The following is a 25,968-nucleotide window of genomic DNA, read 5'->3' on the forward strand; positions in this document are numbered from 1 at the left end:
CAAAGCGGTTAACAACAATAATGAGTCTGCGAGGCCTTCCGTGATCCAGTTTTTACTCAACCAGGAACTCCGTAGCGAGCACGCCCTGGACCCCAACCTGACCGTGCTCAACTATCTGCGCGAGCACGTGGGCAAATCCGGTACCAAGGAAGGCTGCGCCAGCGGCGACTGTGGTGCGTGCACCGTGGTGGTCGGCGAGTTGCATCGCGACGATCAAGGCGTCGAGCAGATTCGTTATCGCAGCCTTAACTCGTGCCTGACCTTTGTGTCGTCGCTGCACGGCAAGCAACTGATCAGCGTCGAAGACCTCAAGCACCAAGGCCAACTGCACAGCGTGCAGCAGGCCATGGTCGAGTGCCACGGTTCGCAGTGCGGCTTTTGCACCCCTGGGTTTGTGATGTCGCTGTTCGCCCTGCAAAAGAACAGCGACGCCCCCGACAGCCAAAAGGCCCACGAAGCCCTGGCCGGCAACCTGTGCCGCTGCACCGGCTACCGCCCGATTCTGGCCGCCGCCGAGCAGGCCTGCTGCAACAAACCCGTGGATCAGTTCGACAGCCGCCAGGCCGAGACCATCGCGCGCCTCAAAGCCATTGCGCCGACCCAGACCGGCGAACTCAACAGCGGCGACAAACGCTGCCTGGTGCCGCTGACCGTGGCCGACCTGGCCGACCTCTATGACGCCTACCCGCAAGCCCGCCTGCTGGCCGGCGGCACCGATCTGGCGCTGGAAGTCACCCAGTTCCATCGCACGCTGCCGGTGATGATCTATGTCGGCAACATCGAAGAAATGAAGCGCATCGAAGCCTTCGACGACCGCCTGGAAATCGGCGCCGCCACCGCTTTGTCCGACTGCTACACCGCGCTGCACCACGAATACCCGGACTTCGGCGAGTTGCTGCACCGCTTCGCGTCCCTGCAAATCCGCAACCAGGGCACCTTGGGCGGCAATATCGGCAACGCCTCTCCGATTGGCGATTCGCCGCCGCTGCTGATCGCCCTCGGCGCGCAGATCGTGCTGTGCAAAGGCGATGTGCGCCGTACCCTGGCCCTGGAAGACTACTTCATCGATTACCGTGTGACCGCACGCCAGGACAGCGAATTCATCGAGAAAATCATCGTGCCGAAGGGCCACACACTGTTCCGGGCGTACAAGGTTTCCAAGCGCCTGGACGATGATATTTCCGCCGTGTGCGCAGCCTTCAACCTGAAGCTCGATAACGGCGTGATCGGCGAAGCTCGCGTGGCCTTCGGCGGTATGGCCGCCACGCCTAAACGCGCCAAGCGCTGCGAAGCCGCATTGGTCGGCGCCACCTGGAACGCTGCCACCGTGGAGAAAGCCTGCGCCGCCCTGGCCGAGGATTTCACCCCGCTGTCGGACTTCCGCGCCAGTAAGGAATACCGCCTGCTCAGCGCACAGAACCTGCTGCGCAAATACTTCATCGAGCTGCAAACGCCGCACATCGAGACTCGGGTGACCGCTTATGTCTAACCATCACGCCGTGGAAAAAACCCAGGCCGAACTCGCCGAACTGTTCGCCCAGGACCTGACGTCCGGGGTCGGTCGCAGCGTCAAGCATGACAGCGCCGCCAAGCACGTCAGCGGTGAGGCGCAGTACATCGATGACCGCCTGGAATTCCCCAACCAATTGCACCTGTATGCGCGCATGTCCGACCGCGCCCACGCCCGGATCATCAGCATCGACACCGCGCCTTGCTACGCCTTCGAAGGCGTGCGCATCGCCATCACTCACGAAGACGTGCCGGGCCTGAAAGACATCGGCCCGCTGATGCCCGGCGACCCGCTGCTGGCCATCGACACGGTGCAGTTTGTCGGCCAAGTGGTGCTCGCCGTAGCCGCCCGGGATTTGGACACCGCACGCAAGGCCGCCATGGCCGCCGTGATCGAATACGAAGACCTGGAGCCGGTGCTGGATGTGGTCGAGGCGTACCGCAACAAACACTTCGTGCTCGACAGCCACACACACCAGCGTGGCGATTCGGCCGGCGCACTCGCCACGGCGAAAAACCGTATCCAGGGCACCCTTCACATCGGTGGCCAGGAGCACTTCTACCTGGAAACCCAGATTTCCTCGGTGATGCCCACCGAAGACGGCGGCATGATCGTCTACTGCTCCACGCAAAACCCCACCGAAGTGCAGAAGCTGGTGGCCGAAGTGCTGGATGTGTCGATGAACAAAATCGTCGTCGACATGCGCCGCATGGGCGGCGGTTTCGGCGGCAAGGAAACCCAGGCCGCGAGCCCGGCGTGCCTGTGTGCGGTGGTCGCACGCCTCACCGGCCAGCCGACCAAGATGCGCCTGCCGCGTGTGGAAGACATGCTGATGACCGGCAAGCGCCACCCCTTCTATATCGAATACGACGTGGGCTTCGACGACAGCGGCCGCCTGCATGGGATCAACCTGGAGCTGGCCGGAAACTGCGGCTGCTCGCCGGACCTGTCCAACTCGATTGTCGACCGCGCCATGTTCCACGCCGACAACTCGTATTACCTGGGCGACGCCACGGTGAACGGCCATCGCTGCAAGACCAACACCGCGTCCAACACCGCCTACCGTGGTTTCGGCGGCCCCCAAGGCATGGTCGCCATCGAAGAAGTGATGGACGCCATCGCCCGCCATCTGGCGCTGGACCCGCTGGCGGTGCGCAAGGCCAACTACTACGGCAAGACCGAGCGCAACGTCACCCACTACTACCAGACCGTCGAGCACAACATGCTCGAAGAGATGACCGCCGAACTGGAAGCCAGCAGCCAATACGCCGAGCGCCGCGAAGCGATCCGCCTGTACAACGCCCACAGCCCGATCCTGAAAAAGGGCCTGGCGCTGACCCCGGTGAAATTCGGCATCTCGTTCACCGCCAGTTTTCTCAATCAGGCCGGTGCGCTGATCCACATCTACACCGACGGCAGCATCCACCTGAACCACGGCGGCACCGAGATGGGCCAGGGCTTGAACATCAAGGTCGCGCAAGTGGTGGCCGAAGTGTTCCAGGTGGAAATCGACCGCGTACAGATCACCGCCACCAACACCGACAAGGTGCCCAACACCTCGCCGACCGCTGCCTCCAGCGGTGCGGACCTGAACGGCAAGGCCGCACAGAATGCCGCCGAAACCATCAAGCAACGGCTGGTGGAGTTTGCCGCGCGCAAATACGACGTGAGTGAGGCGGACGTGGAATTCCACAACGGCCATGTGCGCGTGCGCGACCAGATCCTGACCTTTGAGGCGTTGATTCAACAGGCGTATTTCGCCCAGGTCTCGCTGTCGAGCACCGGCTTCTACAAGACCCCGAAAATCTTCTACGACCGCAGCCAGTCACGCGGGCGGCCGTTCTATTACTTCGCATTCGGCGCGGCCTGCTGCGAAGTGATCGTCGACACCCTCACCGGCGAATACAAAATGCTGCGCACCGACATCCTGCATGACGTGGGCGCCTCGCTGAACCCGGCCATCGACATCGGCCAGGTGGAAGGCGGCTTTATCCAGGGCATGGGCTGGCTGACCATGGAAGAGTTGGTGTGGAACAACAAGGGCAAGCTGATGACCAACGGCCCGGCCAGTTACAAGATCCCGGCGGTGGCGGACATGCCGTTGGACCTGCGGGTGAAGCTGGTGGAAAACCGCAAAAACCCGGAAGACACGGTGTTCCATTCCAAGGCCGTGGGTGAGCCGCCGTTCATGCTCGGGATCGCGTCTTGGTGTGCAATCAAGGATGCGGTGGCGAGCCTGGGTGACTATCGCCATCAGCCGAAGATTGATGCGCCGGCAACGCCGGAGCGGGTGCTGTGGGGGTGTGAGCAGATGCGTAAGTTGCAGGCGGTTGTGCCGGTTGAAACCGAAACCGAGATGGCTCCGCTTTAGGACCGAGGCGCTGCCATCGGAGGCAAGCCTCTTCCCACATTTTGATCTGTGAATGCCATCAAATGTGGGAGGGGGCTTGCCCTCGATGACGGCCTGACAGACACCACAAGAGGTGACTATGAACAACTGGATCAGCGCCCTCGCCGACCTGCAAAACCAGGGCGAACCCTGCGTACTGGTGACCATCATCGAAGAGCTCGGCTCCACGCCGCGCAATGCCGGTTCGAAGATGGTGATCAGCGCCGCGCAGACCTTCGACACCATTGGTGGCGGGCATCTGGAATACAAGGCGATGCAAATCGCCCGGGACATGCTCGTGCGCGGCCAGCAAAGCACCCATCTGGAGCGCTTCAGCCTCGGCGCCAGCCTGGGCCAGTGCTGCGGCGGCGTGACCGTGCTGCTGTTCGAACCCATGGGCCAGGTGCAGGCACAGATTGCGGTATTTGGCGCAGGCCACGTCGGCCGCGCACTGGTGCCACTGCTGGCGAGCCTGCCGTGCCGCGTGCGCTGGATCGATTCCCGTGATCAGGAGTTCCCGGAACATATCCCCCAGGGCGTGCGTAAAATCGTCAGCGAAGAACCGGTCGACGAAATTGCCGACTTGCCCGTGGGCAGTTACTGCATCGTCATGACCCACAATCACGCGCTGGACCTGGAACTCACCGCCGCTCTGCTCAAGCGCAACGACTTCACCTACTTCGGCCTGATCGGCTCCAAGACCAAACGCGTCAAGTTCGAACACCGCCTGCGTGACCGTGGCTTCGATGCCGCGCAGTTGCAACGCATGCGCTGCCCTATGGGCCTCACCGAGGTGAAGGGCAAATTACCGGTGGAAATCGCCATCTCCATCGCCGGCGAAATCATCGCCACCTATAACGCCAATTTCGGCCAGCACACTGCGAGCGCCGAACCGATTGCCAAACTGCTGCCGGTGTCACGCCGCAGCCAAGCCACGAATTGAGATCACCATGCCTTTGACTCGCAAAGCCTACCGCGCCGCCATCCTGCACAGCATCGCCGACCCCGCCATCGTTGGGATCGAAGCGTCCTACGAGTATTTTGAAGACGGCCTGCTGGTGATCGACAACGGCCAGATCAGCGCCGTCGGCCATGCTAGCGACCTACTGCAGACCTTGGCGGCCGATATTGAAGTCACCCATTACCAGGACGCGCTGATCACTCCCGGCCTGATCGACACCCATATCCACCTGCCGCAAACCGGCATGGTCGGCGCCTATGGCGAGCAACTGCTGGACTGGCTCAACACCTACACCTTTCCGTGTGAAAGCCAGTTCGCCGACAAGGCCCACGCCGAGGAAGTCGCGGATATTTTCATCAAGGAACTGCTGCGCAACGGCACCACCACCGCGTTGGTGTTCGGCAGCGTGCATCCGCAGTCGGTGAACTCGTTCTTCGAGGCGGCCGAGAAACTCGACCTGCGCATGATTGCCGGCAAAGTGATGATGGACCGCAATGCGCCGGACTACCTGACAGACACAGCCGAATCCGGGTACCAGGAAAGCAAGGCGCTGATCGAGCGCTGGCACGGCAAGGGTCGCCTGCACTATGCCGTCACGCCGCGCTTTGCGCCGACCAGTACGCCGGAACAACTGGCGTTGGCTGGGCAACTGTTGGGGGAATACCCGGACCTGTACATGCAGACTCACATCAGTGAGAACAAGCAGGAAGTCGAGTGGGTGAAGGAACTGTTCCCGGAGCGCAAAGGCTATCTGGATGTGTACGACCACTACAAACTGCTGGGCGAGCGTTCGGTGTTTGCCCATGGCGTGCACCTGTGTGATGACGAATGTGCGCGGTTGGCGCAGACCGGTTCGGCTGTCGCGTTCTGCCCGACCTCGAACTTCTTCCTCGGCAGCGGTTTGTTCAACCTGCCGATGGCTGAGAAGCACAAACTGAATGTGGGCTTGGGCACGGACGTGGGCGGCGGCACCAGTTTCTCGCTGCTGCAAACCTTGAACGAAGCGTACAAGGTCATGCAGTTGCAGGGCGCGCGGTTGAGCCCGTTCAAGTCGCTGTACCTGGCGACGCTGGGTGGTGCGCGGGCGCTGCGCCTGGAGGACAAGATCGGTACGTTGCAGCCGGGTACGGATGCGGACTTTTTGGTGCTGGACTACAACGCCACGCCGCTGCTCAGCTATCGCTTGAAACAGGCGAACGACATCGCCGAGAGGTTGTTTGTGCTGATGACGCTGGGGGATGATCGGACGGTGTTGCAGACGTATGCGGCTGGGCAGCTCGTACACCAACGCTGATCTCAGCCACAACACAAAACCAATGTGGGAGGGGGCAAGCCCCTCCCACATTTTTGTCCCAAGTGAATCAGGGAAATTACAGTTTTACAGAAGAGCGCCCAGGCTTTTTAGTCTGTAGCAGGTGAGAAAACACCGCATGCAAATCATCCGACGCGCTTTCCTCATCGAGGTTGAGCTTGCTGTCGATGTGATCCATGTGGTGCATCATCAAATTCACCGCCAGTGTCGCGTCCCGCGCTTCAATCGCGTCGATCAACTGGGTGTGCTCATCGTAGGAGCAGTGCGAGCGATTGCCGCTTTCGTACTGGGCGATGATCAATGAAGTCTGGGACACCAGGCTGCGCTGGAAGCTGATCAGCGGCGCGTTCTTCGCCGCTTCGGCCAGCTTGAGGTGGAATTCGCCGGAAAGGCGGATACCCGCACCTCGATCACCACGGGAGAAACTGTCGCGCTCGTCGTTGACCATCTGGCGCAGCTCAGCCAGTTGTTCGGCGGTCGCATGCTGTACCGCCAACTCCGTGATCGCCCGCTCCACCAGGCGCCGAGCGAGGAATACCTGGCGTGCTTCCTCGACGCTTGGACTCGCCACCACCGCACCGCGATTGGGCCGCAGCAGCACCACGCCTTCATGGGCCAGGCGCGACAGGGCGCGACGAATGATGGTGCGGCTGACGCCGAAGATTTCGCCCAGTGCCTCTTCGCTCAATTTGGTGCCGGGCGCCAGGCGTTGTTCGAGGATGGCCTCGAAGATATGCGCGTAGACAATATCGTCCTGGGTTCCGCTGCGACCGGCCTTGCCGGCTCGCGGTTGTTTCTTGAGAGGTTGCAACTGTTCGTTCATGGGCACTCGGGTTTGGAGAACGGCGGCGAATTAACGGTAATACGGCAAGCGACGGTCGCTGGCAAGTATCACCTAAAAACAGGGCACATTGTACACAACCGAATGCGCCAACACACTGTACGGCTGTTTGCGCCAGCGGCTGTATTGCAATGAGTCGTTACGTTTGAGTTTAGGCTTGAATCTGCGCCTTCACCGGCAAACACCCAGGTAAAAGGAACACCTCTCCATGACCGACGCCACCCAAGCGCCTTTGCGCCCACTGGCCGACACTTCTCCCTCGGCCATTGTCGCAGGATTTATCGCGATGATGACCGGCTACACCAGCTCATTGGTGCTGATGTTCCAGGCCGGCCAGGCTGCCGGCTTGACCACCGCACAGATTTCCTCGTGGATCTGGGCAATCTCCATCGGCATGGCGGTATGCAGCATCGGCCTGTCCCTGCGCTATCGCACCCCGATCACCATTGCCTGGTCCACACCGGGCGCGGCGCTGTTGATCACCAGCCTGGGCGGCGTGAGTTATGGCGAGGCCATCGGTGCCTACATCACCTGCGCGGTGCTGGTGACCCTCTGCGGGTTGACCGGCAGCTTTGAAAAGCTGGTCAAGCGCATTCCGGCTTCACTGGCGGCAGCCTTGCTGGCGGGGATCCTGTTCAAGATCGGCAGCGAGATTTTCGTCGCGGCGCAGCATCGCACCGGCCTGGTGCTGGGGATGTTCTTCACCTACCTGATCATCAAACGCCTTTCGCCACGGTATGCGGTGCTGGCCGCGCTGGTGATCGGCACCGCGCTATCAGGGCTGATGGGCTTGCTGGATTTCAGCGGCTTCCACCTGGAAGTGGCGACGCCGGTCTGGACCACGCCGCACTTCTCGTTGGCGGCGACGATCAGCATCGGCATTCCGCTGTTCGTGGTGGCGATGACCTCGCAGAATATGCCCGGCGTCGCGGTACTGCGCGCCGACGGCTACACCGTGCCCGCCTCGCCACTGATCACGGCCACCGGCCTGGCCTCGCTGGTGCTGGCACCGTTCGGCTCCCACGGCATCAACCTGGCGGCGATCAGCGCCGCCATCTGCACCGGCCCCCATGCCCATGAAGACCGCAATAAACGCTACACCGCAGCGGTGTGGTGCGGGGTTTTCTACGGGATTGCAGGCGTGTTCGGCGCCACATTGGCGGCATTGTTCGCAGCACTGCCCAAGGAACTGGTGCTGTCGATTGCGGCCTTGGCATTGTTTGGCTCGATCATCAATGGCTTGAGTATCGCCATGAATGAGCCGAAGGAACGGGAAGCGGCGCTGATCACCTTTATGGTCACCGCGTCAGGCTTGACGTTGTTTTCCATCGGGTCGGCGTTCTGGGGAATTGTGGCGGGGGTGTTGACGCTGCTGATTCTGAACTGGCGCAAGGCATAAAAAAACGGCGACCCTCAGGTCGCCGTTTTTTTCAGTATCACTTAGCCGCGTTGATCGGCTTTTCCGGATACCACACGTCCAGCAACGGGCTGACTTCAGCCTTGGTCAGCTCGGAACGGGTTTTCAGCCAGGCTTCGACGGCAGCGCGCTGCTCTTCGGAGACCGAGCCACGCTTCTGCAGGCAAACCAGACCGAAGTCATCGCCGCCGACATAGCCCAGACCGTTGGCTTCCATGGCTTCTTTGATGAATGCTTCGAGGAAAGCGTCGATAGCTTCTTCACTCAGGCCTTCGTTGAAGTCCAGGTTCAGTTCGAAACCCAGCTCTTGAAATTCATCAACGCACAGTTTTTTGCGCAGACGCTGGGAACGGTTAGTCGCCATTGGAACAATCCTCATAAGTAATAACGGGCGGCACTTTAGCAGTTTAAGGCGGCAATTGCCCGACTCTCTGGGACAGGCGGTGCAATGCCTGCAAAAAAACGCCGATTTCCAGCTATGGTTCAGCTACAAGTGCGCCCACCTTGGGGCATAATGCCGACACTTTCATGACCAATGAGGGATTTTTCTTATTTACCCCTCGCCTTTTTCACCCTCCTCAGCAGTAGGGTTTTACTTCTTATGATCAAATCTTTGCGTTCCGTATTTTTTGCCGGTTTTATTCTGCCACTGGCGTTTTCCGTCTCCGCTGCCCCCGTCAACACCACCCTGCCACCAAATGTCCAGCAGGCACTTGCCAAAGCCAAGCTGCAAAACACCGCCCTGTCCCTGGTCATGATTCCTCTGAATGGCCCCGGCACCCCCACGGTTTTCAATGCTGACGTCTCGGTGAACCCCGCCTCGACCATGAAGCTGGTCACCACTTACGCGGCCCTGGAGATGCTCGGCCCCAACCACCAGTGGAAAACCGAGTTCTACACCGACGGCACCCTCAGTGGTGGCGTGTTGCACGGCAACCTTTACCTCAAGGGCGGCGGCGACCCCAAGCTGAACATGGAAAAACTCTGGCTGCTGATGCGTGACCTGCGCGCCAATGGCGTGCAGCAAGTCACCGGCGACCTGGTGCTCGACCGCAGCTTCTTCAACCAACCGCAATTGCCTGAATTCAATGACGACGGTAACGACGAGAACAAACCGTTCCTGGTCAAGCCGGATGCGCTGCTGGTCAACCTCAAGGCGCTGCGCTTTGTGACCCGCAACGACTCGGGCCGCGTGATTGTGTCGGTCGAGCCCCCCATTGCCAGCATCCGCATCGACAACCAGGTCAAAGTCTCCAACGCCAAGCAGTGCACCGGCGACGTGCGCTACAACCCGGTCACTGCCGCCGATGGCAGCATGACAGTGACCGTCAGCGGACAGTTGGCCGAAGGCTGCAGCTCGCAGACGTACCTGTCGCTGCTCGACCATGCCACCTACACCGCCGGCGCCGTGCGGGCAATCTGGCAGGAACTGGGCGGCAGCATCCAGGGCCGTGATATCCAGGCGCCCGTGCCCAAGGATGCCAAGGTGCTGGCCCGTGCATTCTCGCCGGACCTGGCGGAAATCATCCGCGACATCAACAAGTACAGTAACAACACCATGGCCCAGCAGCTGTTCTTGAGCCTGGGCGCCCAGTTTCGCAACGATGCCGACGGCGATGACGCCAAGGCTGCGCAGCGTGTAGTGCGCCAATGGCTGGCGAAAAAAGGCATCACTGCGCCACATCTGGTGATGGAGAACGGCTCCGGCCTGTCCCGTGCCGAACGGGTCAGCGCCCGCGAGATGGCGGCGATGCTGCAAGCCGCCTGGAAAAGCCCCTACGCTGCGGAGTACATCAGTTCGATGCCGATTGCCGGCACCGACGGCACCATGCGCAAACGCCTGAAGACCACGGCCATGCGCGGCGAAGCCCACGTCAAGACCGGCACCCTGAACACCGTGCGCGCCATTGCCGGGTTCAGCCGCGACAACAACGGCAATACCTGGGCGGTGGTGGCGATTCTCAACGATCCGAAGCCATGGGGCGCCTCGTCGGTGCTGGATCAGGTGCTGCTGGACCTGTATCGCCAGCCTAAACTGGCAGCGGCTGCGCCTGTGCTCTAAATAACGACATCGATCCAAGGTGGGAGCTGGCTTGCCTGAAAGACCCTGTTAATCAAGCCCGAAGCCGCTCCGCCTCCACCCGATCCCTGCCCGCCTGCTTGGCCACATACACCGCCGAGTCGGCGCGCAGCAACAACCCGTCAATACCCTCATCGATCCGCCAACTGGCCACGCCAAAGCTGGCGGTGACGATGCCCACCGTTTCCATCGGCTCGTTGCGCAGTGACTGCCACAACTCCATCGCCAAGCTATAGGCCTGCTCCCCATCCGTGTGGGGGCACAGCACCATGAACTCCTCACCACCCAGCCGGCAGAACACATCGGTGCGGCGCAAGCGTTCGCTGATGCGTTTGCACAATTCCTGTAACACCGCGTCGCCGACCGCGTGCCCATGCTTGTCGTTGATGCGCTTGAAGTGGTCAATATCGAGCATGATCACCGACAACGCCCCATTGGTCCGGTTGAGTCGCGCCATTTCGGCCCTGAGCCGGTCCTGGAAATAGCGGCGGTTGTGGATCCCGGTCAGTGAGTCAGTGATGGACAGCGCACGCAACTCCTCTTCAACCCGCTTCAAATCGGAAATGTCCGACACATAGCCATGCCACAGCGTACCGCCACCCGGTAATTCTTCCGGGGTGGCCTCGCCGCGAATCCAGCGCAACCCGCGCTGCGGCAACAGCACCCGGTATTCTTCACGCCAATGGCTCAACTGCAATGCCGACAGGCGAATCGAGGCGCGTACCCGCTCCAAGTCCAGGGGGTGGATACGCTCGAAGACCTTCTTCGCGTCCTGCTGCAACACCCCGGTTTCGATTTCATAAATGTCGCGCATGCCATCGCTGGCATAGATAAACCGCCAGTTTTCGTGGGGCTCAAGGGTGAACTGGAAGATCCCGCCTGGCACATGGGCGCTGAGTTTCTTGAGCAGGCGGTCGCGGGCCGCCAACGCTTCGTAAGCCCGTTTCTGCTCGGTAATGTCCAGGTAGATCGCCAGGTGCCCGATCCACAAACCGTGGTCATCCAGCAGCACCGTGGCCAGCATGGTCACGGTCAACTGGCTGCGGTCCTCGCGCACCAAGGTCCATTCGCGGGCTTCGTGCAGGTTGTCGGGGCTCTCCACCAGCATCGCCTGGCTGGCCGGGATTCGCTTGCCCAGGGCCACGCTCAGGCTGGCAGCACGGGCTTCCAGTTCCGGCGCCAGGTGCAGGCTTTCCAGGGTCAATTTGCCCACCACCTGCTCGGCGCATAACCCGAGCATCTGCTCGGCACCGGCGTTGAAGGTATTGATAACACCGCGCAAGTCGGTGGCAATGATTGCCACCTGGGTCGCAGCATTCAGCACGCTGCGCAATTGACCGTGGGCACCGCGCAACTCCTGCTCACGCAGACGCAACTGCACGGTGCGCTGCTCCACCAGTTTCACGGCGCGCTGACGCTGACTGACCAGCACATAGAGCAAAGCGCCGAGCAACAGGCTGAGCAAGCCGCCCATGGTCAGGATAGTGGTCAGGGAGGAATGGTTGGACTGGTCGAACACCTGGCTCGGACGCAAGGTCAGGGCATATACATGGTCACCCAGGGTAAGACGTCGCGCACCGAGCAGGTCGCTGCTTCCCACGGTATTGCTAGTCTCATAGAGCACGCGTTTGTCCAGGTCGGATGTATCGACGATCTGCATCACCAGGTTGTCCCGTTCCGGCTTGGGCAAACCATCGGCCACTAACTGGCGCATGCTGATCACCGCCATCACGTAGCCAAAGGGCTCGTTCTGGGACTGATCGGAAGTGGGCAGGTGGCTGACCGGCGCCACCAGCAACACCCCAGTGGCGTAGGCAGGCTCGACGCCGACCAGTTGCATGGGCTGGGACACCGCCAGCTTGCCGCTATTTTGTGCACGTTCAAGGGCTGAACGCCGCAGCGGTTGAGCCAGCAGATCAAAACCCAGGGGTGAGCCCAGCAGGCTTTGGGTCTGACTGTAGAGCACCGGCACGTATTCATCGCGTTCGCGCGCCGGAACCAGCTCACCGGCAGTATTTAATTCACGGATGACAAAAGACACGCCGCGCTGCTGGGACACCGCGTGTTCAAACTGGCTGCGCTCATCGCGAAACACCCGCGGCGCCCAGGAATAGGCACGGGTGCGCAACAGTAAAGGCTGGGCGAAACCATCGAATTCTTCGCGAGACACTTCGTCGGAATTGACGAAAAACCGCCGAATGCTGTTGAGGCGCTGCTCCTGATCGTCGAAGCGTTCCTGCAGACGGGTATAGCGCTCGTTGACCAGCAACTGAAAACGCTGGCGCACCTGTTGTTGATAGAGGTCGGAGGCCGCCCAGGCGACTATGAGCGTCAGCGCACCGCCGGCCAGAAACACCACCAATGCCACCAGCCAAGCCGACGCCTGCTCACTGATAAAACCTAGGATTTTCGGGCGAACGGCTTGCATCGGCATAAGCAACACTCACAACGCCAGCGTGCGGGGGTGTCACTTTGGCTAGGCCTTAAGTTATAGCCATCGGCCCAGGGTTTGACCAGCGCAAAAAAGCCGCAAGACCGGAATAAACCAGGCTTGCGGCTTTAGGTTGTTGGTTATCCGCGCGCCGTGATTTTCCAGGCGCGGTGGATCTTGGCGTTGCGCGCAAAATCCGGGTCGAGGGTCTTGTCGCTGATTTCCTCGACGGCGTAGCGTTCGCTGAGGTTGTCCTCCAACACGAACTTGCGGAAGTTGTTCGAGAAGTACAGCACGCCACCCGGTGCCAGGCGTGCCATGGCCAGGTCCAGCAACTGCACGTGGTCACGCTGCACGTCGAAGATACCTTCCATGCGCTTGGAGTTGGAGAAGGTCGGCGGGTCGATGAAGATCAGGTCGAACTCATCACGACTGGCTTCCAGCCACGCCATCACGTCGCCCTGCTCCAGGCGGTTTTTGTCGGAAAAACCGTTGAGGGAGAAGTTGCGACGCGCCCAGTCCAGATAGGTCTTGGACAGGTCAACGCTGGTGGTGCTGCGAGCGCCGCCCTTGGCTGCGTGCACGCTGGCGGTAGCGGTGTAGCAATACAGGTTGAGGAAGCGCTTGCCGGCCGCTTCCTTCTGAATGCGCATGCGCATCGGGCGGTGGTCGAGGAACAGACCGGTATCCAGGTAATCGGTGAGGTTGACCAGCAGTTTCACGCCGCCTTCACTGACCTCGGTGAACTTGCCTTGGGCGCTCTGGCGCTCGTACTGCTTGGTGCCGCTCTGGCGCTCGCGACGTTTGACCACCACACGGCTCTTGTCGATGTTCAGCGCCTGGGGGATAGCCGCCAAGGCATCGAACATGCGCGCGGAGGCTTTTTCCGGGTCGATGGACTTCGGCGCGGCGTATTCCTGTACGTGCACCCAATCGTGGTAGAGGTCGATGGCCATGGAGTATTCCGGCATGTCGGCGTCGTACACACGGTAGCAATCCACGCCTTCACGCTTGGCCCACTTGCCCAGCAGCTTGAGGTTCTTCTGCAGGCGGTTGGCGAACATCTGCCCGCCTTCGCTCAGGCGCGCCTGCTCGACCACGGGGGCCGGGGCTGGCTTGATCGGATTGCCGTTCTTGTTGTATTGGCGCTCTTGTGGCTCCACCGGGGCCTGATCGTAAGCGGCTTGCTCACGTTCGGCCTGGCGCTGCTCCGGGGTGCGGCGCTCGCCGGTGACAAACTGGTCTGGGTTGACCTTGATCAGCAGCAGCTTGCACGGCAAGGCGCCGTTCCAGAACGAATACTGCTTGTGGCTGCGGATGCCCATGCGCTTGCCCAGGTCCGGCGCGCCGGTGAACACCGCCGCCTCCCAACCCATGCACGCCTGGCGCAGACGCTCGCCGAGGTTCTGGTAGAGATACAACAGGCTGGCTTCGTCACCCAGGCGCTCGCCGTAGGGTGGGTTGCAGATCACCAGGCCTTTCTGGTTCTGGTCCGGGCGCGGCTCGAAAGTGCCGACTTCGCCTTGGTACACCTTGATCCAATGGCTCAGGCCAGCACGCTCGATGTTGTTGCGCGCAGGCTGGATCAGCCGTGGATCAGCTTCGTAGCCACGCACCCACAGCGGGGTCTTGTTCATGCCGATGGCGGCACGTTCAGTGGCCTCGGTGTGCAATTTCTTCCACAGCGCCGGCACGTGGCCAAGCCAGGTGGTGAAGCCCCACAGTTCGCGATTGAGGTTGGGCGCCATGTCGGCGGCAATCATCGCGCCTTCGACCAGGAACGTACCCACACCACACATCGGGTCGGTCAGCGCGCCGCCTTCGGCAGCGATGCGCGGCCAGCCGGCACGGATCAGGATCGCGGCCGCCAGGTTTTCCTTCAGCGGTGCTGCGCCCTGCTGCAGGCGGTAGCCGCGCTGGTGCAGGCTGTGGCCGGAAAGGTCGAGGGAGAGGATCGCTTCGCCACGGTCCAGGCGCAGATGGATGCGCAGGTCCGGGTTGATCTTGTCGATGGACGGGCGCTCACCGGTCGGGGTGCGCAGCTTGTCGACGATTGCATCCTTGACCTTCAGCGCGCCGAAGTGGGTGTTGTCGATACCCGAGCCGTGACCGCTGAATTCCACGGCCAGGGTGCCGTCGCTGACCATATGGTCGGCCCACTCGATATCCAGCACGCCGTGGTAAAGGTCTTCGGCGTCCTTCATCGGGAAGCGCTTGAGTACCAGCAACACGCGGTTGGCCAGGCGCGACCAGAGGCAAAGGCGGTAGGCGGTTTCCATGTCGGCCATGCCGCGCACGGCCGAGGTGTGCTCGCGGGCTTCCTCAAGGCCAAGCCCGACGGCTTCCTCGATCAGCAGGCCTTCGAGGCCCTTGGGGCAGGTGAGGAAGAGTTCAAAACGGTCCGACATGGGGCAATCCAGGCTTTTCAGCAATAAATGAACGGGCGACGCATCGCCGGCTCGGTTTTCAATCAAGCACTTTTCTTGAAGAGTGCCCGCGTGGCACGAATGTGCCGTCCCACCCCGTCTGACGGGCCCTTGAGCCTTTATTGACGGGGCAGAGTGAATTTTTGAAGCAACAAAAAGAAATATTCCGACCCTTCGTCGAATAGTAACCGACCGCAACAGGAGGACATTCTCACTAAAGGATTAAATCCTTCCTCTGTGCAGGGTGCATCATAGCTGGCTTTGCTGCACAAATGGGGCGAAAAGCCATCCCAGCTTATGGCTATAGCATCGTTATCGTTACGTGCTTATGACAAAACGATCATTGAATCCATGTGACCTATTGGTTAGAACTCAACACAGGTTGGCGCCGTAACGACGTCGACACCTAGGCTCGCCACGCCGGCAGCGGGCCCACCAACGGCAGAAAAACTCTGCCCGGCCTCAGACGAGGCCGAAGGATATCAAGACAGTCAACAAGTGAGGGAAACACCCTATGAGAAGACTTAAGCGTGATCCGTTGGAAAGAGCATTTTTACGCGGATATCAATATGGCGTTCATGGCAAATCCCGTGAGCTTTGCCCATTTACTCTACCGTCGGTACGCCAAGCCTGGATCAACGGCTGGCGAGAAGGACGCGGCGACAACTGGGACGGTATGACTGGCACTGCGGGAATCCACAGACTCAACGAACTTCACGCCGTCGGCTAATCAAGGGCACTTAATTCCGACATCACCACGAATATGTAACGACTTAACCACGCACGTCCTATCCGGGCGGCGGGCTTCGGCCCAGGGGGCTCCTTTATGGAGCCCTTTTTAATGGGCGATCCTTCAACGCAATGCGGCGATGGCATCCACCGATTGACGAATCAGCGCCGGGCCCTTGTAGATAAAGCCGGAGTACAGCTGCACCAGGCTTGCGCCGGCGGCGATCTTCTCGGCCGCGTGCTTGCCTTCGGTAATACCACCCACCGCAATAATGGGCAGACGCCCGGCCAGCTCAGCAGCCAGTACCTTGACGATGTGAGTGCTCTTATCCCGCACCGGCGCACCCGACAGGCCACCTGCTTCATCGCCATGGGCCAACCCTTCGACGCCAACACGGCTGAGGGTGGTATTGGTGGCGATCACCGCGTCCATACCGGAATCCACCAGGGCCTGAGCCACTAGCACAGTTTCTTCGTCGCTCATGTCCGGGGCGATCTTGATTGCAAGCGGTACGCGCTTGCCATGGCGCAGAGCCAAGTCTTCCTGGCGCTGACGCAACGCTTCGAGCAATTGCTTGAGGGAATCACCAAACTGCAAGCTACGCAGGCCCGGCGTGTTGGGCGAGCTGACGTTGACGGTGACGTAGCTGGCGTGGGCGTAGACCTTGTCCAGGCAGATCAGGTAGTCATCGACTGCACGCTCGACCGGTGTATCGAAATTCTTGCCGATATTGATGCCCAGGATGCCCTTGTACTTCGCTGCCTCAACCCGCGACAGCAGGTGATCGACGCCGAGGTTGTTGAACCCCATGCGATTGATGATCGCCTCCGCTTCCGGCAAACGGAAAATACGCGGCTTGGGGTTACCCGGTTGCGGTCGCGGCGTCACGGTGCCGATCTCGACAAAACCAAAGCCCAGTTGTGCAAAACCATCAATGGCCGCGCCGTTCTTGTCCAGGCCGGCGGCCAGTCCGACCGGGTTAGGGAAGTCGAGCCCCATTACCGACACCGGCATCTTTGCCGGGGCCTTGCATACCAGGCCATTAAGCCCCAGACGGCCACCGGCTCCGATCAGGTCCAGGGACAGATCGTGGGAGGTTTCCGGGGAGAGTTTGAACAACAGCTGGCGGGCCAGGGTATACATGGGCGGGCTAGACTCGGATGGCGGCGAAAGGTGGCGGCGATTATAGCCGGGGTGACGGGCTGCACGCGAGGCGTGCCGCCCAAACGTCAATAGCGCTGCTGTACCAAAGCCTCATAACGCCCCCAGACTTTTTCTGCATAGCGCATGCGCAGCGCCTCACGCAGTGGCCCGGGACCTGGTCCGGCGTTGTAGGCCCCCACCGCCGTCCAGTTATAACCAAAGCGCTGGATGAACTCGACCAGTATCGACGCCGCCACTTCCACCGAGAGGCAGGGTTCACTCAACAGTCGCTCTTCGGTGATGCCCAGCTTGAGCAAACGAGGCAAGTGGATGCTGTTGATCTGCATCAGACCAATATCCCGGGTGCCATTACTGTTGGCGTTATTCATCGCGTCTGGTCGATAGCCTGACTCCACGGCAGCGATCGCTTGCAGCAACTCCGGCTCGATATCGTAGCGACGGGCCGTTTCCTCCCAGCAAAAGGCCAAGGCCTGATTGCCACTCATCAAGACTCCAAGCAACAGCACTGCGCGCCACACCTTACCCATGGTTGACTTGACCACAGGCCGAACACACATGCTCCTGGTGCCCGGTGCGACCTTGAACTGGCGACACAGCCCTCACCGGGCAGGTAAAGCGATACCCTCGACCGTATATCGTCTTGATAAACCCCTTGTCTGCACCCAAGTGCTTGCGCAACGAATAAATGCACCGCGTCAGCGATTCTTCGGCGACCTCCCCTTGGGGCCAGGCCAGCTCCAGCAATTGATCCTTGGTCATCAGCACGCCCCCTGAGACCAGCAGCAAACGCAACACATGCCACTCCTTGGGCGGCAGTTGCACATCAATGCCCTCGCCGGTGAGACGGCCATCGCCATGCAGGGTCCACTGGGAAAAGACTTGGGAAGTCACCGTCACCCCATCACTCACGACGGCCATATCTACCTCGGCATCCGACTACTGACATTGAAGCCCCTATTTCCACTACCGGCTCTAGCGCCCATCTCACAACTATAAAAACCTGCCTTACATTCCACCGTAAGAAAAAGCCCATATATTCAGGACTTTTCAGGGCCTACCCGTAAGACTTTTCTCTACCCGCCAGCGGCTCCCACCCCCTCGTAAACTTCGTGCAGTTCTACCCCTAGCCGGTCCTCCAACTGCACCAGTTCACCCAAGGCGAACAACAGGCCATCAACCCGTAATTCCACACAGTGAATAACCTCAGGCGCCAACGGCAGCACCTTCCCAGGCGCAAAGGCTGCCAGGCGCCTGCGACTGACCCGTTGTTCCTGTAGAAGAATTTCCAAATGCATGGGCTAACACCTTGTTCACGGAGAGATATCGCGACCCGGACGCACAAACGCACGCTGCACACGCTCGTATTGAGCCGCCGTCAACGGGGGCGCACCAAGGCCTGATCCCGGCGACTTCAACTCGCTGTCCACGGCCCTGGCCTGAATCACAAACAGGCGAACCTTGGCGGCTCCCGACGCTACCGTGCTACGGCTCGACTCGCGCGCCTCGCGGCTAAACGCGCCCAGCCACAGGCGCTTGCCCTGTGGCACCCGCACCACGCTGCTGATACCCACCCTCGCGACCGCAGCCGGTTTTGCGCCCCGCCCTGCTTCGCTCAGTTGGCGACCATCCTCAATGTGGAGCAGCATCTCGATCTGGTTCGCTTCGGCGAAACGCGGCAGCACGCTGACCTGTGCGCCATAACGCACAGGCCTCCAGTCGGCTGAGTCATCTCCGGGATGGGGCAGGTAAAAGGTGTGGTTGTCCTGAAACACCGCCGGCACGTTCTCCTGGGTGAGGATCACCGGTAACGTCGTCACCCTCGCTCGCCGCCGGCGTTCCAGAGCGGCGATTTGCGCCATCAGACGCTTATCGTCCAGCGGCGCCAGAATTCGCGTGGCCTGAGTCTTGGCGTCCTTATCCCAGGCAGGGTCGAGCTTTTTCAGTTCGTCACGATCGACATCCACCATCCATAACGAAACCTCGACAGACCGCTTGGGTGTATCCAGTTCTGCCACCAGTCGCTCGATAACACTCAGCTGCGCAGGTTTGCCCTTGATCAGCAGGCTGTTGGTGTCCGGGTAGGCGATTACGGCCAGACTCTTGTCTGCCAGCGGCCCCTTCTGTTCGGCAGCCAGTACGGTTTTGATCGTCGACGCGATTCCCGGCACGGTGACCGTTTCGTTGCCCATGCCGTACTCGCGGTCTGCCACATGCGTATTGAGCACCTGCACCACTGCGAACGCCTGGGTACCTGCGCGTAAATCGGCACGCTCGCGGTCCATCAATTGGGCCAGGTGCAATACGTGGTCGACATAATTGGGCGGGCCTGACACGTAAAACGTCCGCGCTCCACTCACCCGTAACGGATAGCGTGTTTCATCAATCCCCGCGCGACGCATGAGGCTGCGAAACCTGTCAACGGAGATATGCCGCAACGCCACTGCCGAGCTTTTTTCCTCACTTGCGTCATAGAGATAAAGCACCTGGCCATCGCTGTACCAGATCAAGCTGTATTGCAATGCAAGCGTCTCCAGCGCGTGTTGAGGCGTATCGAGATCAATGAGTTCACTGATGCGTGTCCGCGCTACGTCACGGCTCACAACGATCGGCAGGCCTAAAGGCACGGACAAGACGGTAAAGACGGTATGCAGGCTTTCGTCCTGCGCCTGATAGGTATCCCCCCAGGCGCCGTTGCCGCCCAGCATCAATGCGGCAAGCAGGAGCCAGAAGCGGGGCATCATTACGGTGAAGTCAGCGTACACCTTGGGTTTCCTGGCCGGTCCGGCAGTGAGAAGCGGCCATACTGAGAGGGCGCCCACTTTCAATCTTGATGGAAAGTTGACGGCCGACCGTCCTTGTCGGCCCGTGGCATGTGCCTTGCTTTGCACTCTGTATCAGAGCCCACTCCAACGGCGGAACGGGCTTACGGACAAAGGCGTCGTTACCCGCAATGGCCTCGCATCGCCATCTGAGGGAACGACGCTTTTTTTTGAAAGAAAAGGTAGGTGTTGATGAACGATTCGGTAGGCAGCAGCCCGACGAACGACCCGCGGGCCTGGGTCAACGGCAGTGATGCTCCGGAAAAGAGCAGCCTCGACCTGGGCTTCATGGCTTTGAGCGATTGCGCCTCACTGGTGGTGGCCGCCACCCAAGGCTTCGCACAACCCTATGGCCTGACACTCAACCTCAAGCGCCAAACTTCGTGGGCCAACCTGCGGGACAAACTGGTCAGTGGTGAATTGGACGCCGCCCACAGTCTGTACGGGCTGATCTATGCCGTTCACCTGGGCATTGGCGGCGTTGCGCCCACCGACATGGCCGTGTTGATGGGATTGAACCAGAACGGTCAAAGCATCAACCTGTCCCACGGCCTGCAACAGCAAGGAGTGGTCACTCCTGAGGCGCTGGACCGTCACGTGCACCAAAGCCGAACAAAACTGACCTTCGCCCAGACCTTTCCCACAGGTACCCACGCCATGTGGCTGTACTACTGGCTGGCGAGTCAGGGCATTCATCCGTTACAGGATGTGGACAGCGTGGTGGTACCGCCCCCGCAAATGGTCGCGCACCTGCAAGCCGGGCGGATTGATGGCTTTTGCGTCGGAGAGCCGTGGAGTGCCAGCGCAGTCGCGCAAAATCAGGGGTTTACCCTGGCAACCACCCAAACGATCTGGCCGAACCATCCGGAAAAAGTGCTCGGCTGTACCCAAGCCTTCGTCGACCAATACCCCAACACTGCCCGTGTGTTGGTCATGGCCATTCTCGAAGCCAGCCGTTTTATTGAAGAAAGTACCGAGAACCGGCGTTCCACCGCGCAATTGCTCAGCGGCCGCGAGTACCTTGACGCACCGCTCGACTGCATCGAACCCCGTCTGCTGGGTACTTACGATGACGGCCTGGGCAACCACTGGCAGGACCCCCATGCCCTGCGTTTTTTTGCCGGTGGCGAAGTGAACCTGCCGTACCTCTGCGATGGCATGTGGTTCATGACCCAGTTTCGACGCTGGGGCCTGCTGCGCGATGACCCTGACTATCTAGGCGTCGCCCGCCAGGTCCAGCAATTGGCGCTCTATCGCCAGGCGGCCGACGCCTTGGGCATCACCCCGCAAAGCCAGGACATGCGCAGCAGCCAGTTGATCGACGGCAAGGTCTGGGACGGCTCGGATCCCGTCGGCTACGCCCACAGCTTCCGGCTGCATGCCCTCGCCGACCACGCCAACCGCCAAGCCTTGCGCTGACAGGAGCACATCTATGCTGCGAATCCTGTTGATCAATGACACCCCGCGCAAGGTCGGGCGCCTGCGCACAGCACTGATCGAAGCCGGCTTCGAGGTGATCGATGAGTCCGGACTGACCATCGACCTGCCGGCACGCGTCGAAACAGTGCGCCCAGATGTGATTCTGATCGATACCGAGTCACCGGGCCGCGATGTGATGGAGCAAGTGGTGCTGGTCAGCCGCGACCAGCCCCGGCCGATCGTGATGTTTACCGATGAGCACGACCCGAATGTGATGCGCCAGGCCATCAAGTCCGGGGTCAGTGCCTACATCGTCGAGGGCATACAGGCCCAGCGCCTGCAACCGATCCTCGACGTGGCCATGGCCCGCTTTGAAAGCGACCAGGCCTTGCGCGCCCAGCTTCAGGAGCGTGATCAGCAACTGGCCGAGCGCAAGCGCATCGAGTTGGCCAAAGGTCTGTTGATGAAAATGAAAGCCTGCAATGAGGAAGAGGCCTACACCCTGATGCGCCGCCAAGCCATGAGCCGCCAGCAGAAACTGATCCAGGTGGCCGAGCAGATTATCGCCATGAGTGAGTTGCTCGGCTGAACGCTCGTAGAAGGTTGGCGCAGGACTTGCTAAGTAATCATCACAGGTAACCAACGGCGGTTGCCCCTCCACGACAAAGACGTCGCACATCCGGTTTGCCCTCGCGAACCCGGTGGCGGCGTTTTTTCGTTTTGGCCCCCGCAGCACGGGGCCGGTGGGGCGGCCTTAGCTGGCTGTTCCATCACCAGGCCTTCTTACAAGACTCCCAACCGTTGAGGTGCGTGATGAAATCAAGCTTCTGGAAATCCGGGCACACCCCGACCCTGTTTGCCGCGTTCCTGTATTTCGACCTGAGCTTCATGGTCTGGTATTTGTTGGGCCCGCTGGCAGTGCAGATTGCCGCCGACCTGCACCTGACCACGCAACAACGCGGCCTGATGGTAGCGACGCCGATCCTGGCGGGCGCTGTGTTGCGCTTCTTGATGGGCATGCTGGCCGACAAACTGTCGCCCAAGACAGCCGGGCTGATTGGCCAGGTGATCGTGATCGTGGCGTTGTTCGGCGCTTGGAAACTAGGCGTTCACAGCTACGAACAAGCCTTGTTGCTGGGACTGTTCCTCGGCATGGCCGGCGCATCCTTTGCCGTGGCATTGCCGCTGGCGTCCCAGTGGTACCCGGCCGAGCACCAGGGCAAGGCCATGGGCATTGCCGGTGCCGGTAATTCGGGCACGGTGTTCGCGGCGTTGCTGGCCCCGGTACTGGCGGCGGCATTCGGCTGGAGCAACGTGTTCGGCTTTGCGCTGATCCCGCTGATCCTGACCCTGATCGTCTTCGCCTGGCTCGCAAAAAATGCCCCTGAGCGGCCAAAAGCCAAGTCCATGGCTGATTACTTCAAGGCCCTGGGCGACCGCGACAGCTGGTGGTTCATGTTTTTCTACAGCGTGACTTTCGGCGGCTTTATCGGCCTGGCCAGCGCCCTGCCCGGCTATTTCAACGACCAATACGGCCTGAGCCCCATGACCGCCGGCTACTACACCGCCGCCTGCGTGTTCGGTGGCAGCCTGATGCGCCCTCTGGGCGGCGCACTGGCCGACCGTTTCGGCGGGATTCGCACGCTGCTCGGCATGTACAGCGTCGCTGCCATCTGCATTGCGGCAGTCGGCTTCAACCTGCCCAGCTCCTACGCGGCACTGGCTCTTTTCGTCTGCACCATGCTCGGTCTGGGCGCGGGAAATGGCGCCGTGTTCCAGTTGGTGCCACAGCGTTTTCGTCGTGAGATCGGCGTGATGACCGGCCTGATCGGCATGGCCGGCGGCATCGGCGGTTTCGCCCTGGCGGCGGGCATGGGTGCTATCAAGCAGAGCACCGGAAGCTATCAATTGGCCCTGTGGTTGTTCGCGAGCCTGGGCCTGCTGGCCTGGTTCGGCCTGCATGGCGTCAAGCGCCGCTGGAGGACCACCTGGGGTTCGGCGGCCGTGACCGCCGCGCGCGTCTGATGAGCCTGCAACTGAGCGTCGCCCACGCCAGCGCCATCGGCCCACGGGCGGAAAACCAGGACGCGCTGCGGGTGGTGACCCCCGCCGCCGAACTGGCGGCGAGCAAAGGCTACCTGTGCGCCATGGCCGACGGCGTGAGCCAGTGTGCCGACGGTGGCCTGGCCGCCCGCTCGACCCTGCAGGCCCTGGCCCTGGATTACTACGCCACGCCGCAAACCTGGGGCGTGGCCCAGGCACTGGAGCGCTTGCTGCTCGCACAGAACCGCTGGCTGCAGGCCAATGGCGGTGGTCAGCCGTTGCTGACCACCCTCAGTGCCCTGGTCTTTCGCGGGCAGCGCTTCACCTTGGCCCATGTCGGCGATTGCCGGGTGTATCGCTGGCTGGACGGCGAGTTGCAGCGCATCAGCGAAGACCATGTGTGGGAGCAGCCGGGCATGCAGCATGTGCTCAAGCGCGCGCTCGGCCTGGATCAGCACTTGGTGCTGGATTTTCTCGACGGTCAGTTGCGCGAGGGTGAGTGTTTCCTGCTGCTCAGCGATGGCGTGTGGGCAACCCTGGGCGATCACAGCATCAGCGCAATCCTGCGTGAACAAAGGGACCTGGATCTGGCGGTAAACACTCTGGTCAACGCCGCGCATCTAGCAGGTAGCCAGGACAATGCCAGCGCGCTGTTGGTGCGTGTCGACACCCTCGGCGAAGCCACCCTCGGCGATGCTTTGGTGCAGTTGCAGCAATGGCCCTTGCCACCGCCGCTGAAGGCCGGGCAACACTTTGAAGGCTGGCAAGTGGACGCCGTGCTGGCGCAAAGCAGGCAGTCGTTGCTGTACCGGGTACGCGACGCCCAGCAGCAACCCTGGCTGCTGAAAACCCTGCCCTTGAGCCGCGACGATGACAGCGACGCCGGCCAGGCATTGCTGTCGGAAGAGTGGTTTTTGCGGCGGGTCGCCGGTCGGGCGTTTCCTGAAGTCCATGCGGCCAGCGGGCGTCAGCATTTGTACTATGTGATGCGTGAATATCCAGGGCAGACCCTCGCCGAGCTGTTTGAGCGGCAAGGCCCGCTGCCTCTGGCGCAATGGCAGGCGGTGGCCGAGCGCTTGCTGCGCGCAGTGGGCATGCTGCATCGACGGCAGATTCTGCACCGCGATATCAAACCGGAAAACCTGCTGCTGGGGGATGACGGTGAATTGCGCGTGCTGGATTTCGGTCTGGCCTACTGCCCCGGCCTTTCAGAGGACCGCGCCCATGTGCTGCCTGGCACCCCCAGTTTTATCGCGCCCGAAGCGTTTAATGGCGACAGTCCTACGCCCCAGCAGGATTTATACAGCGTAGGCGTCACCTTGTATTACCTGCTGACCGGGCATTACCCCTACGGTGAAATCGAAGCCTTCCAACGGCCCCGGTTTACCCAGGCGGTCAGCGCCAGCCGTTATCGCCCCGACCTGCCGGACTGGCTACCGCTGAGCCTGGAACGGGCCGTGGCCGCTCAACCCGCGCAACGCTACGAAACCGCCGAAGAGTGGTTGCGGGTATTGGAGCAGGCGGATCGCCAGGAATTGAACATTCGCCCCCGGCCGTTGCTGGAGCGAGAGCCGTTGAAGGTCTGGCGAACCCTGGCGCTGCTGTCGATGTTGCTCAATCTGGTGCTCCTCTACTCACTCTTTCACAGCTGACGCAGTCTCAACGCGAGGGAAAACACATGAACGCAAAAGTCTGGCTGGTGGGCGCAGGCCCCGGCGACCCGGAGTTGCTGACCCTCAAGGCCGTACGAGCAATGAACGAAGCCGAGGTCGTGTTGATCGACGATCTGGTCAACCCGGCCGTGCTGGAGCACTGCGCCGGGGCTCGCGTGATTACCGTGGGCAAACGCGGCGGCTGCCGTTCTACACCGCAGGACTTTATCCACCGCCTGATGCTGCGTTATGCCCGCCAAGGAAAATGCGTAGTTCGGCTCAAAGGCGGCGACCCGTGCATTTTCGGACGGGGTGGCGAAGAGGCCATATGGTTGCGCGAGCGCGGCGTCGAGGTGGAATTGGTCAATGGGATCACCGCAGGGTTGGCGGGAGCGACGAACTGCGCGATTCCTCTGACGTTACGCGGTGTCAGCCGAGGTGTGACCCTGGTCACGGCGCACACTCAGGACGACAGCCGGCTCAATTGGCGCGCGCTGGCTGAAGGTGGCACGACATTGGTGGTGTATATGGGGGTGGCCAAGCTGGAGGAGATTCGCCAGCAATTGCTCGAAGGTGGGATGGCAGCGGATATGCCGGTGGCGATGATCGAAAATGCATCACTGCCCCAGCAGCGCGAATGCCGCAGCGAGCTGTCGCGGATGCACGAGGATGCCCACGCCTTCGCGTTGAAGAGCCCGGCAATCCTGGTGATCGGCAGCGTTGCCGCCACGGAGCAGGCTGCTCACTTTGCAGCACAGGCCAGTGCCTGAGGCA

General features: G+C 61.1%; 21 protein-coding genes. 12 read left to right on the forward strand and 9 right to left on the reverse strand.

Annotated features, from left to right (window positions below; genetic code table 11):
* Positions 1–40 precede the first annotated feature (40 nt).
* The 4 genes from xdhA (at position 41) to guaD (ending at position 6,154) form a co-directional block, all read left to right on the forward strand.
* On the forward strand, positions 41–1,489 hold the full coding sequence (gene xdhA / locus EJD88_RS04615) for a xanthine dehydrogenase small subunit (protein ID WP_099582686.1): 1,449 nt from the start codon (positions 41–43) through the stop codon (positions 1,487–1,489).
* Complete coding sequence (xdhB, locus tag EJD88_RS04620; RefSeq protein ID WP_099582687.1) at positions 1,482–3,881, forward strand: xanthine dehydrogenase molybdopterin binding subunit; 2,400 nt, start codon at positions 1,482–1,484, stop codon at positions 3,879–3,881. Before xdhA ends, xdhB begins: the two co-directional genes overlap by 8 nt.
* A 118-nt stretch (positions 3,882–3,999) precedes the next feature.
* On the forward strand, positions 4,000–4,842 hold the full coding sequence (gene xdhC / locus EJD88_RS04625) for a xanthine dehydrogenase accessory protein XdhC (RefSeq protein WP_099582688.1): 843 nt from the start codon (positions 4,000–4,002) through the stop codon (positions 4,840–4,842).
* A gap of 7 nt (positions 4,843–4,849) precedes the next feature.
* Positions 4,850–6,154: a guanine deaminase gene (gene guaD, locus EJD88_RS04630; RefSeq protein ID WP_158876977.1), complete on the forward strand. Its 1,305-nt coding sequence runs from the start codon at positions 4,850–4,852 to the stop codon at positions 6,152–6,154.
* A gap of 76 nt (positions 6,155–6,230) precedes the next feature.
* On the opposite strand, the gene EJD88_RS04635 is transcribed toward guaD, so the two are convergent.
* Positions 6,231–6,995 carry a GntR family transcriptional regulator gene (locus EJD88_RS04635; protein ID WP_017134778.1) on the reverse strand — a complete coding sequence of 255 codons (765 nt, stop codon included), beginning with the start codon at positions 6,993–6,995 and terminating at the stop codon, positions 6,231–6,233.
* Positions 6,996–7,221: 226 nt separating this feature from the next.
* Here EJD88_RS04635 and EJD88_RS04640 point away from each other — a divergent pair, with 226 nt between their 5' ends.
* Positions 7,222–8,412 (forward strand): benzoate/H(+) symporter BenE family transporter, encoded by a 1,191-nt coding sequence (locus EJD88_RS04640; RefSeq protein ID WP_158876979.1) that lies wholly within the window; start codon positions 7,222–7,224, stop codon positions 8,410–8,412.
* A gap of 37 nt (positions 8,413–8,449) precedes the next feature.
* Here the strand turns inward: EJD88_RS04640 and EJD88_RS04645 are convergent, their stop codons facing one another.
* A complete protein-coding gene (locus tag EJD88_RS04645) occupies positions 8,450–8,794 on the reverse strand; it encodes a YggL family protein (protein ID WP_016979277.1) in 345 nt (114 codons plus the stop codon).
* A gap of 237 nt (positions 8,795–9,031) precedes the next feature.
* Between EJD88_RS04645 and dacB the strand changes: the two genes are divergently transcribed.
* Complete coding sequence (dacB, locus tag EJD88_RS04650; protein WP_099582691.1) at positions 9,032–10,492, forward strand: D-alanyl-D-alanine carboxypeptidase/D-alanyl-D-alanine-endopeptidase; 1,461 nt, start codon at positions 9,032–9,034, stop codon at positions 10,490–10,492.
* Positions 10,493–10,544: 52 nt separating this feature from the next.
* On the opposite strand, the gene EJD88_RS04655 is transcribed toward dacB, so the two are convergent.
* The gene (locus EJD88_RS04655) at positions 10,545–12,944 is read right to left on the reverse strand and encodes a diguanylate cyclase (RefSeq protein ID WP_158876981.1); all 2,400 of its coding nucleotides are present in this window, start codon (positions 12,942–12,944) and stop codon (positions 10,545–10,547) included.
* 137 nt (positions 12,945–13,081) lie between these two features.
* The gene (gene rlmKL, locus EJD88_RS04660) at positions 13,082–15,349 is read right to left on the reverse strand and encodes a bifunctional 23S rRNA (guanine(2069)-N(7))-methyltransferase RlmK/23S rRNA (guanine(2445)-N(2))-methyltransferase RlmL (RefSeq protein WP_099582693.1); all 2,268 of its coding nucleotides are present in this window, start codon (positions 15,347–15,349) and stop codon (positions 13,082–13,084) included.
* A 532-nt stretch (positions 15,350–15,881) separates the two neighbouring features.
* Between rlmKL and rmf the strand changes: the two genes are divergently transcribed.
* Entirely contained in the window at positions 15,882–16,097 is a 216-nt protein-coding gene (gene rmf / locus EJD88_RS04665) for a ribosome modulation factor (RefSeq protein ID WP_002553055.1), read from the forward strand.
* Positions 16,098–16,220: 123 nt separating this feature from the next.
* Here rmf and EJD88_RS04670 read toward each other — a convergent pair whose 3' ends face one another.
* From EJD88_RS04670 to sctC, 5 genes are all read right to left on the reverse strand, one after another.
* Positions 16,221–17,240: a quinone-dependent dihydroorotate dehydrogenase gene (locus EJD88_RS04670; RefSeq protein WP_099582694.1), complete on the reverse strand. Its 1,020-nt coding sequence runs from the start codon at positions 17,238–17,240 to the stop codon at positions 16,221–16,223.
* 86 nt (positions 17,241–17,326) lie between these two features.
* The gene (locus EJD88_RS04675; protein WP_177411563.1) at positions 17,327–17,788 is read right to left on the reverse strand and encodes a transglycosylase SLT domain-containing protein; all 462 of its coding nucleotides are present in this window, start codon (positions 17,786–17,788) and stop codon (positions 17,327–17,329) included.
* A complete protein-coding gene (locus EJD88_RS04680; RefSeq protein ID WP_158876983.1) occupies positions 17,781–18,179 on the reverse strand; it encodes a winged helix-turn-helix domain-containing protein in 399 nt (132 codons plus the stop codon). The genes EJD88_RS04675 and EJD88_RS04680 overlap by 8 nt, the downstream gene beginning before the upstream one ends.
* A gap of 155 nt (positions 18,180–18,334) precedes the next feature.
* Positions 18,335–18,556 (reverse strand): FliM/FliN family flagellar motor switch protein, encoded by a 222-nt coding sequence (locus tag EJD88_RS04685; RefSeq protein WP_099582696.1) that lies wholly within the window; start codon positions 18,554–18,556, stop codon positions 18,335–18,337.
* A gap of 15 nt (positions 18,557–18,571) precedes the next feature.
* The gene (gene sctC, locus EJD88_RS04690; protein WP_158877009.1) at positions 18,572–19,999 is read right to left on the reverse strand and encodes a type III secretion system outer membrane ring subunit SctC; all 1,428 of its coding nucleotides are present in this window, start codon (positions 19,997–19,999) and stop codon (positions 18,572–18,574) included.
* 273 nt (positions 20,000–20,272) lie between these two features.
* Here sctC and EJD88_RS04695 point away from each other — a divergent pair, with 273 nt between their 5' ends.
* From EJD88_RS04695 to cobA, 5 genes are all read left to right on the forward strand, one after another.
* Entirely contained in the window at positions 20,273–21,499 is a 1,227-nt protein-coding gene (locus EJD88_RS04695) for a CmpA/NrtA family ABC transporter substrate-binding protein (RefSeq protein ID WP_099582697.1), read from the forward strand.
* Between the two features lie 13 nt (positions 21,500–21,512).
* On the forward strand, positions 21,513–22,088 hold the full coding sequence (locus tag EJD88_RS04700; RefSeq protein WP_158876985.1) for an ANTAR domain-containing response regulator: 576 nt from the start codon (positions 21,513–21,515) through the stop codon (positions 22,086–22,088).
* A gap of 224 nt (positions 22,089–22,312) precedes the next feature.
* Positions 22,313–23,524, forward strand: coding sequence for a NarK/NasA family nitrate transporter (locus tag EJD88_RS04705; protein ID WP_158876987.1), 1,212 nt, complete (start codon positions 22,313–22,315; stop codon positions 23,522–23,524).
* The gene (locus tag EJD88_RS04710) at positions 23,524–25,194 is read left to right on the forward strand and encodes a bifunctional protein-serine/threonine kinase/phosphatase (protein WP_158876989.1); all 1,671 of its coding nucleotides are present in this window, start codon (positions 23,524–23,526) and stop codon (positions 25,192–25,194) included. The genes EJD88_RS04705 and EJD88_RS04710 overlap by 1 nt, the downstream gene beginning before the upstream one ends.
* Positions 25,195–25,220: 26 nt before the next feature.
* A complete protein-coding gene (gene cobA / locus EJD88_RS04715) occupies positions 25,221–25,964 on the forward strand; it encodes a uroporphyrinogen-III C-methyltransferase (protein WP_158876991.1) in 744 nt (247 codons plus the stop codon).
* The last annotated feature ends 4 nt before the right edge of the window (positions 25,965–25,968 follow it).

This window comes from Pseudomonas sp. PB105 (assembly GCF_009764655.1).
GTDB lineage: Bacteria > Pseudomonadota > Gammaproteobacteria > Pseudomonadales > Pseudomonadaceae > Aquipseudomonas > Aquipseudomonas cyclaminis.

What these genes read in the sequence shown, in the direction of transcription:
- EJD88_RS04680 (WP_158876983.1), bottom strand. Translation starts at nt 18,179, where the DNA reads ATGGCCGTCGTGAGTGATGGGGTGACGGTGACTTCCCAAGTCTTTTCC.
- rlmKL (WP_099582693.1), bottom strand. Translation starts at nt 15,349, where the DNA reads ATGTCGGACCGTTTTGAACTCTTCCTCACCTGCCCCAAGGGCCTCGAA.
- cobA (WP_158876991.1), top strand. Translation starts at nt 25,221, where the DNA reads ATGAACGCAAAAGTCTGGCTGGTGGGCGCAGGCCCCGGCGACCCGGAG.
- xdhC (WP_099582688.1), top strand. Translation starts at nt 4,000, where the DNA reads ATGAACAACTGGATCAGCGCCCTCGCCGACCTGCAAAACCAGGGCGAA.
- EJD88_RS04640 (WP_158876979.1), top strand. Translation starts at nt 7,222, where the DNA reads ATGACCGACGCCACCCAAGCGCCTTTGCGCCCACTGGCCGACACTTCT.
- EJD88_RS04675 (WP_177411563.1), bottom strand. Translation starts at nt 17,788, where the DNA reads ATGGGTAAGGTGTGGCGCGCAGTGCTGTTGCTTGGAGTCTTGATGAGT.
- sctC (WP_158877009.1), bottom strand. Translation starts at nt 19,999, where the DNA reads ATGCCCCGCTTCTGGCTCCTGCTTGCCGCATTGATGCTGGGCGGCAAC.
- EJD88_RS04685 (WP_099582696.1), bottom strand. Translation starts at nt 18,556, where the DNA reads ATGCATTTGGAAATTCTTCTACAGGAACAACGGGTCAGTCGCAGGCGC.
- dacB (WP_099582691.1), top strand. Translation starts at nt 9,032, where the DNA reads ATGATCAAATCTTTGCGTTCCGTATTTTTTGCCGGTTTTATTCTGCCA.
- EJD88_RS04705 (WP_158876987.1), top strand. Translation starts at nt 22,313, where the DNA reads ATGAAATCAAGCTTCTGGAAATCCGGGCACACCCCGACCCTGTTTGCC.
- EJD88_RS04655 (WP_158876981.1), bottom strand. Translation starts at nt 12,944, where the DNA reads ATGCCGATGCAAGCCGTTCGCCCGAAAATCCTAGGTTTTATCAGTGAG.
- EJD88_RS04695 (WP_099582697.1), top strand. Translation starts at nt 20,273, where the DNA reads ATGAACGATTCGGTAGGCAGCAGCCCGACGAACGACCCGCGGGCCTGG.
- EJD88_RS04645 (WP_016979277.1), bottom strand. Translation starts at nt 8,794, where the DNA reads ATGGCGACTAACCGTTCCCAGCGTCTGCGCAAAAAACTGTGCGTTGAT.
- xdhB (WP_099582687.1), top strand. Translation starts at nt 1,482, where the DNA reads ATGTCTAACCATCACGCCGTGGAAAAAACCCAGGCCGAACTCGCCGAA.
- guaD (WP_158876977.1), top strand. Translation starts at nt 4,850, where the DNA reads ATGCCTTTGACTCGCAAAGCCTACCGCGCCGCCATCCTGCACAGCATC.
- EJD88_RS04700 (WP_158876985.1), top strand. Translation starts at nt 21,513, where the DNA reads ATGCTGCGAATCCTGTTGATCAATGACACCCCGCGCAAGGTCGGGCGC.
- EJD88_RS04635 (WP_017134778.1), bottom strand. Translation starts at nt 6,995, where the DNA reads ATGAACGAACAGTTGCAACCTCTCAAGAAACAACCGCGAGCCGGCAAG.
- EJD88_RS04710 (WP_158876989.1), top strand. Translation starts at nt 23,524, where the DNA reads ATGAGCCTGCAACTGAGCGTCGCCCACGCCAGCGCCATCGGCCCACGG.
- rmf (WP_002553055.1), top strand. Translation starts at nt 15,882, where the DNA reads ATGAGAAGACTTAAGCGTGATCCGTTGGAAAGAGCATTTTTACGCGGA.
- EJD88_RS04670 (WP_099582694.1), bottom strand. Translation starts at nt 17,240, where the DNA reads ATGTATACCCTGGCCCGCCAGCTGTTGTTCAAACTCTCCCCGGAAACC.